The organism is Streptomyces sp. NPDC055140, assembly GCF_053607285.1.
Genome location: NZ_JBSGTG010000032.1, coordinates 78675 through 88828, shown reverse-complemented (window position 1 = coordinate 88828; position 10154 = coordinate 78675). Strand labels below are relative to the sequence as shown.

The following is a 10154-nucleotide window of genomic DNA, read 5'->3' as shown; positions in this document are numbered from 1 at the left end:
GATGGACAGCTACGACCCGGTCGCCAACATCACCGCCGCCTGCAACTACGCAGCCGACAAGTACGGCTCGATCGACAACGTGAACGGCGCGTACTGACAGTCGGTTTGGGCTCCGCCCCGGTTCAGCGCGGAGGACGGCGCAGACTACTCTGCCTGAGCGGAAGCCCAGCGACTGCTGGTTGAAGCGCATCGATGATGTCGTGGCCCTGAAGTCTCGTATGCACGAAGGGACTTCAGGGCCTTTTGTGTCCTGTCCAACCTCTTGCGCGCCGTCACCCCCGTGCATATCCTCCCCGCGAATCGAAGCGCTTCAACGCCACGGAGAGAGACAGCATGGCAGACCCACACCCGGTCATCCCCGGGTTCCACCCGGACCCCAGCGTCTGCCGCGTCGGCGACGACTACTACCTCGCGTGCTCGAGCTTCGAGTACGTCCCCGGGGTGCCGCTCTTCCACAGTCGCGACCTGGTGCACTGGCGGCAGATCGGCAACGTCCTCGACCGGCCCGGCCAGTTGCGGCTGCCCTGGGACACACCCTCCTCCGCCGGGATCTACGCGCCGACGCTGCGCCACCACGACGGCCGCTTCTGGCTGGTCGTCACCAATGTGAGCTCGGGCGGCGGCAATCTGCTCGTCTCCGCGACCGACCCGGCGGGCCCCTGGTCGGACCCGGTCCCGCTGCCCGGCGTCCCCGGCATCGACCCGGATCTCGCCTGGGACGATGACGGCGCGTGCTGGGTCACGGTCGCCGGGATCTCCCAGGTCCGAATCGACCCGTACACCGGCGAAACCTTCGGCGAGCCGCGCCCGCTGTGGTCCGGCACGCCGGGCGCCAAGGCCCCGGAGGCGCCGCACCTGTACCACGTGGGCGACCACTGGTACCTGCTGATCGCCGAGGGCGGCACCGAGCGCGGGCATGCCGTCTCCGTGGCCCGCGGCCCCGCGCCCACCGGCCCCTTCGAACCTTGCCCGGCCAATCCGGTCCTGACCCACCGCAGCACCGACGAACCGGTCCAGAACACTGGGCACGCCGATCTGGTGCAAGCGCCCGACGGCACGTGGTGGATGGTGTTCCTCGGGGTGCGGCCGCGCGGCGGCACCCCCGGCTGGCACGTGCTCGGCCGCGAGACCTTCCTCGCGCCGGTCACCTGGGAGGACGGCTGGCCGGTCGTCGGCCCGCCGGCGACGGCCGGGCCCGCGCCCGCCTCCGCCGAGCCCTTCACGGACGACTTCGACGACGCCGACCTGCAGCCCTCCTGGATCTCGCTCCGCCACCGCTCCCCGCGGCACTGCACCACGAAGGAACGGCCGGGCCGGCTGACGCTCCATGCCCTCGGGGACGGCCCCGACGCCGCCGACGTCACCTTCGTCGGCCACCGGCAGCAGCACCTCTCCTGCCGCGTCCGCGCCCACCTCGACCCGGCGGACGGCACCGGCGGCCTTGCGGTCCGGCTCGACGAGCGGCACCACTACGAGATCGAGGCCGACGCCGCCGAAGTACGGGTGATCGCCCGCGTCGGACCGCTGCGCACCGTGGTGGCCTCCACGTCCCGGGCGACGGCCGACGGGCCGCTCGTACTCGGCGTCGACGTGACCCCCACGGACTCCCCGCGCGACGCGCGCACCGGCCCCGACACGCTCGCGTTCGGCGTCGAGGATCCGCACGGCACGTTCACCGCACTCGCGGCCCTCGACGGCCGCTATCTGTCGACCGAGGTGGCCGGCGGGTTCACCGGCCGCGTCATCGGCCTGTACGCCGCGACCGGCACCGCCCACTTCGACTGGTTTCGCTACGAGCCGCTCGCCGTCTGAACTCGACCGCTGACCGGGACCAGTCAACGACCCGGGACTGAAAGTCCCGGGCTTGCGCAACGGGCGCCACTGGCTGTGGTGCTGGGTTTGCGTCCTGTCCCACGCCCGGTGTTCGGGGGTGGGTCTGGGGCGGTTGACTGCACCCCGCGTCGCCACAACTCTTCCGCACGGTGACGGATGTTGCGGGAGCCGTTCCAGTCCGCGTGTGCAACGACACCGCAGGACCGGCATGCGAAGCGGGCCTGGGAGGCCCGGTTCGCCTTGTCGATGTGCCCACATTCGGCGCAGGTGCGGGAGGTGTACGCCGGATCGACGTGCACCACCGGCACCCCCGCCTTGCGGGCCTTGTACGTAATGAAATCTCCGAGCTGGGCAAAAGCCCAGGAGGAGTGGGTGGCCCGTTGGGGCTTGCGAAGCCGTACCCGTGCGTGGATGCCCGTGAGGTCTTCCAGGGCGATTCCGCGACCGGTGCGTTCTGCCTCGGCCACCACATGTTTCGCGATCTTGTGGTTGATGTCCCGCGCCCGCCGCGCCTCTTTACGGCGCCGCTTCTTCAGGCGCCGTTTGGCGGACGGGGTGTTCTTACGCTGGAGTTTCGTACGCAGGGTGCGCTCGCGCAGACGCCCGCGGTTCAGCCGGCGTCCGGCCATGATCTGACCGTCCGAGGTGGTCGCGATGTTCACGATCCCCAGATCGACCCCCAGGAACTCCGTGACTCCGACGTTGAGTTCGGCCTCGGGGACCTCGCAGGTCGCGATCAGGAACCACATGCCGTCGCGGAACAACAGATCGGACTCGCCCTTGCGGCACAGGGCCAGGCGGGCCACATGCTCGGGGGCGGCGGTGAACGCCAGTTGCTTCATCCGGCCGGACAGCGTCCAGATGGACACCGTGCGCTGCGTGTACTGCCAGGACAGCATCCGGTCGTCATACGGCTGCGCGCCCGTCGGGCGGAAGGCGATCGGTTTCTCGGTGGCCCGCTGGTAGCGCTTGGAGGAGGGCTTGCCGAGGTTTCCTGCCGTCAGGTTCACCTTGAGCGTGCGGTAGGCATCGCAGGTCTTCTTGATGACGTGCTGGGCCGCCTGAGCGCCGAGCCCCCACCGGTCCTTGACCGCCGTATAGGTGTGCTCACGCAGGGCGAAGTTGCGCTTGATGTCCTTCTCGAACGCCACCTGGGACACCCAGGTCGCGGCCTGATTGCAGGCATGCAGGGCTTCCTCAAGTGCCACCGCCTGCACGGGCGTCGGCAGGAGCTTCACCTGCACGGTCAACTTCACGACCGTGACGCTACCTGCCGCCCCACGTACCGGCATTCGAACAGCGCACATTCCTCGCCGGGCGCTGCGGCCCGGTTTCTTGCGTGCGCTCCGCCCCCGTTGCCGCGGCGATGCTGCGCATCGCCACCACAGGATGCGATTCCTCCCGGGGGTGAACCCCCGGGGTTCCTCGCAAGAGCACGCTGAACTCAGCCGCTGAAAGGGACCCCGTATGAGACAAGCACGGAGCCGCAGACGCCGCGTCGGATGGGTGGCGGGCCTCTTCCTGGCCTTACTCACCACCGTCGGCACCTCCCAGACCGGGGCTGTGGCGGCCGCCCGCCCCGCTCCTGCCGCGACCGCCTCCGCCATGGACACCGTCGCCGCCATGCAGCCCAGTTGGAACCTGGGCAACACTCTCGACGCCATCCCCGATGAGACGTCCTGGGGCAACCCGCCGGTCACCAAGGCGCTCTTCGACACCGTCAAGAGCCAGGGATTCCGCAGCGTGCGCGTCCCCGTCACCTGGGGCAACCACCAGTCGGTGCAGGCGCCTTACACGATCGACGCCGCGTTCCTGGGCCGGGTTCGGCAGGTGGTCGACTGGGCGCAGGCGGACGGTCTGCGCGTCGTGTTGAACGTGCACCACGACTCCTGGCAGTGGATCAACAAGATGGCCACCGACCACGACCAGGTGCTCGCCCGCTACGACGCGACCTGGCAGCAGATCGCCACCGCGTTCAAGGACGAGCCGCGCACGCTGCTCTTCGAGAGCATCAACGAACCGGCCTTCGACAACGCCGACGATGCCCGGAAGATGGAGCTGGTCGACGAGCTCAACACCTCGTTCCACCGCATCGTGCGCGCGTCGGGCGGCGCGAACGCGCAGCGCCTGCTCGTCCTGCCCACCGTCGGCGCCACCCCGGACCAGACCCTCATGGACGACCTGGCAGCCACCATCGGCGGGTTCGACGACCCCAACTTGGTCGCGACCGTGCACTACTACAGCTTCTGGCCGTTCAGCGTGAACATCGCCGGTTACACGCGCTTCGACGCCACCGTCCAGCAGGACATGACCGACGCCTTCGCGCGGATGCACGACACGTTCGTCGCCAAGGGCATTCCGGTGTACCTCGGCGAGTACGGGCTCCTGAGCTACCCGGACTACACGCATCAGGACTACGTCGAGCGCGGCGAGGCCCTGAAGTACTTCGAGGCGCTCGGTCACACGGCCCGCGTCAACGGTGTCACCACCGCGCTGTGGGACCCGTTCTCGCTGCTGAACCGCGAGACGCTGCGGTGGCGCGACCCCGTTCTCTTCGCTCTCATCAAGTCGAGCTGGACGACGCGCTCGGGTGCCGTCTCGTCCGACAAGGTGTACGTCCGCAAGGCCGACCCGGTCACGGACCAGTCGCTCGGCCTGAACCTCAACGGTAAGTCGTTCAGGGGGCTTTGGCAGGACGGCACGAAGCTCGCCCAGGGCGTCGACTACACCGTGTCCCGTGACCGTCTCACGCTGACGGCGGCCGCTCTGACGCGGCTGGCGGGGGACCGCGCGTACGGGGTGAACGCGACGCTTCAGGCCCGGTTCTCATCCGGGGTGCTGTGGAGGATCGACGTGACGACGTATGACCCGCTGCTCCTCGCGGACGCGGCGGGGACGACCGGCTCCTTCGCGGCCCCCGCCCAGTTCCGGGGCGACTCCCTGGCGACCATGGAGGCCAAATACGCCGACGGCATCAACGCGGGTCCCGCCGACTGGACTTCGTACCAGCAGTTCGGCACCGCGTTCGCCCCGGACTACGACGGCGGCACGCTCAGGCTCACCGCCGACTTCCTGAACTCCCTCAAGGACGGTGCGCCGGTGACTCTCACCTTCCATTTCTGGAGCGGCGCCACCGTCACGTACCAGGTGACGCGGTCGGGAGACACGGTGACAGGCACCGCCGTCTCCTGACCAACCACGCCGAACGGGCTACAACTCCCGTACCTCGTACGGGAGTTCTGTTCCTACCACCTCCACCGTGACCACCCCGTCGACGGCGTCCCGGCGCACCCGGTACGCGGCGGCGGGGCTCCCGTCGTGGTCCGGCACCGTCACGGTCACGTCTCGCGCGCCCGGCGCGACGAGCAGGGTGACGCCGTCGGTCCAGTCGCCGTCGGGGCGCCCGTCGTCCGCGCCGAGCGGGACGACCGCGCCGGGACGGACGAACAGCGGCAGGCTGTCGAAGCCGTGGCTCTCGCGCAGCCAGCGCCCGCCCTCGACCCGCTCCCCCGTCAGCAGCCGCGTCCACGTGCCCTCGGGCAGATAGAACTCGACGTCGCCGTCCGCCGTGAACACCGGCGCGACGAGCAGGTCGGGGCCGAGCATGTACTGGCGGTCCAGGACCCGGCACGTGGGGTCGTCCGGGAAGTCGAGGAGCATCGGGCGCATCACGGGGACGCCGGTGCGGTGCGCCTCGACCGCCGCCCCGTACAGGTACGGCATGAGGCGGTGCTTGAGGCGCGTGAACTTCCGTGCCACGTCCACCGCTTCCTCGCCGAATGCCCACGGCACGCGGTACGAGACATTGCCGTGCAGGCGGCTGTGCGAGGAGAGCAGGCCGAAGGCGAGCCAGCGCTTGAAGACGGCAGGGTCGGGGGTGCCCTCGAAGCCGCCGATGTCGTGCGACCAGAAGCCGAAGCCCGACAGGGACAGGGAGAGGCCGCCGCGCAGCGACTCCGCCATCGCCGTGAACGACGCGAAGCAGTCACCGCCCCAGTGCACCGGGAACTGCTGGCCGCCGGCCGTCGCCGAGCGGGCGAAGACGACCGCCTCTCCGCTGCCGCGCTCCTTCTCCAACAGCTCGAAGACGGTGCGGTTGTAGAGGTGCGCGTAGTAGTTGTGCATGCGCTCGGGGTCGGAGCCGTCGTGCCAGACGACGTCGGTCGGAACGCGCTCGCCGAAGTCCGTCTTGAAGCTGTCGACGCCCATGTCGAGCAGGCCGCGCAGCTTGCCCGCGTACCAGTCGCGCGCGCCCGGGTTGGTGAAGTCGACGAGCGCCATGCCGGGCTGCCACAGGTCCCATTGCCAGACGTCGCCGTTCGGCTTGCGGACCAGATGGCCCAACGCCAGTCCCTCGTCGAACAGTGGGGACTTCTGGGCGATGTACGGGTTGATCCACATGCTGATGCGCAGGCCGCGCGCCTTGAGGCGGCGCAGCATGCCGACCGGGTCGGGGAAGACGTCCGGGTCCCAGGTGAAGTCGGACCACTGGTACTCGCGCATCCAGAAGCAGTCGAAGTGGAAGACGGTGAGGGGGATGTCGCGCTCGGCCATGCCGTCGACGAATGACGTGACCGTCTCCTCGTCGTACTCGGTGCAGAAGGAGGTGGTGAGCCACAGTCCGAACGACCAGGCCGGCGGGAGGGCGGGGCGGCCGGTGAGCGCGGTGTAGCGGCGCAGCACGTCTTTCGGGGTCGGGCCCGCGACGACGTAGAACTCGATCGATTGGTCCTCGACGCTGAACTGGAGCTGGCCGACGGACTCCGTGCCGATCTCGTAGCCGACCTTCCCGGGGTGGTTGACGAGGACGCCGTAGCCGCGGGAGGAGAGGTGGAACGGGACGTTCTTGTAGGCCTGTTCGCTGCTGGTGCCGCCGTCGGCCTGCCAGATGTCCACCGTCTGGCCGTTTTTGACGAACGGGGTGAAGCGTTCGCCGAGGCCGTAGATGTGCTCTCCGACGCCGAGCGCGAGCTGGGCGACCATGTGGTGGGCGCCGTCGGGGGTGGTGGCGAAGGCGGTGCCCTTGTGTTCGACAGCCGTCAGTTGGCGTCCTGTTGAGGAGTCGAGGAATTCCAGGCCCCACTCCCCTGCCGTGTCCAGGCGGACGGTGAGCGGGCCCGTCTTCAGCTCGGTGACCGTGCCCTCGCGGGTGACCTGTGCGCCGGCGCCGCTTTGGGAGGGCAGCAGCTCGAAGTCGGGGCCCCGGTGCCGCTTGCCCGCGTGGTGGGTGAAGCGGACGCCGATGACGCCCTCGGCGGGGGCGAAGCAGTCGATGGTGATCAGAGGCTGGTTGAGGGTGTCGCCGCGGTCGCGGACGTGCCGGACGGCGGCGTACGCGGTGAACCGGTCGTCGGCGGCCAGGATCTGGCGGACCTCGGTGGCGTACGCGGCGTGGACCCCGTCGCGCATCAGCCAGAAACCGTCGGTGAACTTCATACGGTGGTCCCCCGTGGGATGAAGGTGAGCCGGGCCAGACGGACTTCGCCGCCGAGCCGCACGCGCAGGTCACGTACTCCTTGAGCGGTGAAATCGGCGTCCAGTGTGACGTAGTTGTACGGGCCACCGGTTGCCGGGACGGTGACCGTTCCGCCGTCCCCGATCGCGACGGTGCCCGCGCCTGCGACCGTCAGGCGCACTGCGTTGACTCCGTCGGTGCCCAGGTCGCAGGCGCTGTAGAGGAGTTCGGCGTCGGGCCCGGTCGCGGTGACGGCGTCGCCGGACGTCTTCGTGCGGTCGACGATCGCCGTGCCGCGCTGTTCGTCGTACGCCGCCGCGTCCAGGCCGTCGACGAGCACAGGCCGGGGCGCGGGCTCGTCGCCGTCGAGGGGCAGGCGCGTGGTGAGGCGGATGTCCTGGCTGGAGGCGCCGACGAGGAGTTCGAACGTGCCCGAGGTGACGCTCCAGCGGCCGCGGGCGACGTCCCAGTGGCCGAGGTCGGCGACGGGCACGGAGAAGGTGACGCGCTCCGACGCCCCCGGCGCGAGGGCGATGCGGCGGTGCGCGAGGAGCTGGCGGCGCGGGCGCGGCACGGGCATGCCGAGCGGGCGGACGTACAGCTGCGGGACCTCGTCGGCCGGGGTGGTGCCGGTGTTGGTGATGGTGAAGGTGCACTCAAGTGTGTCGGCTTCGCGCTGCACGAAGAGTCCGTCGTAGTCGAACGAGGCGTAGGACAGGCCGTGTCCGAAGGGGTACAGCGGTGTGCCCTCGAAGTAGAGGTAGGTCTGGCGGGAGCCGATGACGTCGTAGTCGAGCAGGTCCGGCAGGTCGCTGTCGACGGCGTACCAGGTCTGCGGGAGGCGTCCGGCGGGGCTGACGTCGCCCGCGAGGATGCGGGCGAGGGCACGGCCCGCGGCCTGTCCGCCATGGGCGGTCCACAGCAGGGCGGGGAGTTCGGTGTCCGCGTCGGGCACGGCGTAGGGGTAGGCGCTGATCAGGGCCAGAGCGGTGTTCGGGTTGGCGGCGCGGGCCGCTCGCCACAGCCGGTCCTGGTGGTCGGGTAGGGCGAGCGTCGTGCGGTCCTCGGTCTCGCGGCCGTTGATGTGCGGGTCGTTGCCCGCGACGACGATCACCACGTCGGCGTCGGCGGCTGCCCGTGCCACGGCGTCCGTGCCGCGCTCCACGTACTCCACCTCAAAAACCGTGCCCTGCTCGGCAACCTTCACGCCGTCGGCGGCGACAGCGACGTACCGGCCCGTGCCCGTGTGCCTCAGGAGGTGAGCGTTTCCGTGCCGTTCCAGGGTGTACGTCTCCTGGACGACCCAGCCGCCGGGCTGCTCGGCGGACGCCCGCACGAAGCCGTCCTCGGCGACGGACAGGTAGCGGCCGTCGGGTGCGCGCAGGGTGAGGACGTCGTTCCCCCAGTCGGCGAGGGCGAGTTCGGTGCCCGATTCGGTGGCGGTGGTGAGCGGCGGAAGGTCGGTGCGGCCGGCGAGGAGGGCGGGGTCGAGGGCGCCCTCGGCACCGCGCACGCTCGCGTCGGCGTCGCTCTCGGGCACGTACAGCCATCCGGCGTCGCACCGCAGCCGCACCCGGTCCACGCCCTCCGCGAAGGTGACGTGCTCGGTGCCGAACCGCTCGCAGAGGCCGTCGAGCGGGGTGGAGCGGTGGATGAGGGTGCCGCTGTACCAGTCCGCCTTGCACTCGTCGGCGAGCAGGCCGACCAGGGCGATGCGGGCGGTGTCGGGCAGCGGCAGCAGGCCGTCGTTCTTGAGCAGCACGACCGCCTGCTCGGCGGCCTCTTGCGCGAGGGCGCGGTGTTCCTCCGTGTCGAAGGCCCCGGCGCCTTCGAAGGGGTCGCGGTCCTCGAACTCGCCCAGGCGCATCCGCACATCGAGCTGCCGGCGCACGGCGGTGTCGATGTCCGACTCGGAGATCAGGCCCTGGTCGAGGGCGCGGCGTATCCGCCCGGTGATCGTCGAGGAGTCCGTGCCGTGGTCGGTGAAGCTGTCGACGCCGGCGACGAGGGCGGCGGCGGTGGCTTCCTCGTGGGTGTCGAAGTAGTGCTCGGAGTCGACGAGGTTGCTGGGCGCGCCCGCGTCCGAGCACACGAGGAGTTCCTGGCCGGTCCAGGTCCGCAACTGCTCGCGCAGATGGGGCGATACGTGGTTGGGCCGGCCGTTGACCAGGTTGTAGGCGGGCATGACGCCGGCGACGGCGCCCGCCTCGACGGGGGCGCGGAAGGCCTTGAGGTCGTACTCGTGCAGCACGCGAGGGCAGACGGAGGAGTTCGACGTGTCCCTGAGCGTCTCGTTGTTGTGGGCGAGCCAGTGCTTGAGGACGGGGGCGGTGCGCCAGTACGTGGGGTGGGTGCCGCGCAGGCCGCGCGTGTAGGCGGTGGCGATGGCTGCGGTGAGGTGCGGGTCCTCGGAGTAGCCCTCCTCGTTCCGGCCCCACAGCGGGTGGCGGAGCAGATTGACCGTGGGCGCCCAGACATTGAGGCCGATCCGGTCGTCGCGCTCGCGCATCGCGCGCACCTCGGCGGAGACGGCGTCGCCGATCCGCCGCACCAGGTCGTCGTTCCAGGTCGCGCCGAGCCCGACGGACTGCGGGAACACGGTGGCCGGGCCCATCCACGCAACGCCGTGCAGGGCCTCCTGCCCGGTGCGGAACGCGGCGAGGCCGACCCGCTCCACACCCGGCGTGAACTGGTGCAGCAGCGCGATGCGTTCGTCGAGCGTGAGCCGGGACAGCAGGTCGTCGACGCGCTTGTCCGTGGGCGGTGCCGCGTCCGGGTGGAGCGGGAGTCTTTCGGTCACGTGCGGGTCCCTTGGCGAAAGAGGTCAGTGAATCTTCGAAGCGCTTCGATGCTCCGCAGTCTGGCT

General features: G+C 70.2%; 5 protein-coding genes and 1 pseudogene. 3 read left to right on the top strand and 3 right to left on the bottom strand.

All coding sequences use genetic code 11. The annotated features are described in order from the left end of the window. Window positions 1-97, top strand: a pseudogene (locus ACWFR4_RS39780) (peptidoglycan-binding protein); the annotation flags it as partial. 236 nt (window positions 98-333) lie between these two features. Continuing rightward, window positions 334-1812: a glycoside hydrolase family 43 protein gene (locus tag ACWFR4_RS39775; protein WP_453656524.1), complete on the top strand. Its 1479-nt coding sequence runs from the start codon at window positions 334-336 to the stop codon at window positions 1810-1812. Between the two features lie 23 nt (window positions 1813-1835). On the opposite strand, the gene ACWFR4_RS39770 is transcribed toward ACWFR4_RS39775, so the two are convergent. After that, window positions 1836-3089 (bottom strand): RNA-guided endonuclease InsQ/TnpB family protein, encoded by a 1254-nt coding sequence (locus ACWFR4_RS39770; protein ID WP_453656523.1) that lies wholly within the window; start codon window positions 3087-3089, stop codon window positions 1836-1838. Between the two features lie 211 nt (window positions 3090-3300). Here ACWFR4_RS39770 and ACWFR4_RS39765 point away from each other — a divergent pair, with 211 nt between their 5' ends. Then, window positions 3301-5025: a cellulase family glycosylhydrolase gene (locus ACWFR4_RS39765; RefSeq protein ID WP_453656522.1), complete on the top strand. Its 1725-nt coding sequence runs from the start codon at window positions 3301-3303 to the stop codon at window positions 5023-5025. A gap of 18 nt (window positions 5026-5043) precedes the next feature. On the opposite strand, the gene yicI is transcribed toward ACWFR4_RS39765, so the two are convergent. Further along, entirely contained in the window at window positions 5044-7269 is a 2226-nt protein-coding gene (gene yicI, locus ACWFR4_RS39760) for an alpha-xylosidase (protein WP_453656521.1), read from the bottom strand. Further along, on the bottom strand, window positions 7266-10088 hold the full coding sequence (locus ACWFR4_RS39755; protein WP_453656520.1) for a glycoside hydrolase family 3 C-terminal domain-containing protein: 2823 nt from the start codon (window positions 10086-10088) through the stop codon (window positions 7266-7268). The genes yicI and ACWFR4_RS39755 overlap by 4 nt, the downstream gene beginning before the upstream one ends. Window positions 10089-10154 lie beyond the last annotated feature (66 nt).

What these genes read in the sequence shown, in the direction of transcription:
- ACWFR4_RS39775 (WP_453656524.1), top strand. Translation starts at nt 334, where the DNA reads ATGGCAGACCCACACCCGGTCATCCCCGGGTTCCACCCGGACCCCAGC.
- ACWFR4_RS39765 (WP_453656522.1), top strand. Translation starts at nt 3,301, where the DNA reads ATGAGACAAGCACGGAGCCGCAGACGCCGCGTCGGATGGGTGGCGGGC.
- yicI (WP_453656521.1), bottom strand. Translation starts at nt 7,269, where the DNA reads ATGAAGTTCACCGACGGTTTCTGGCTGATGCGCGACGGGGTCCACGCC.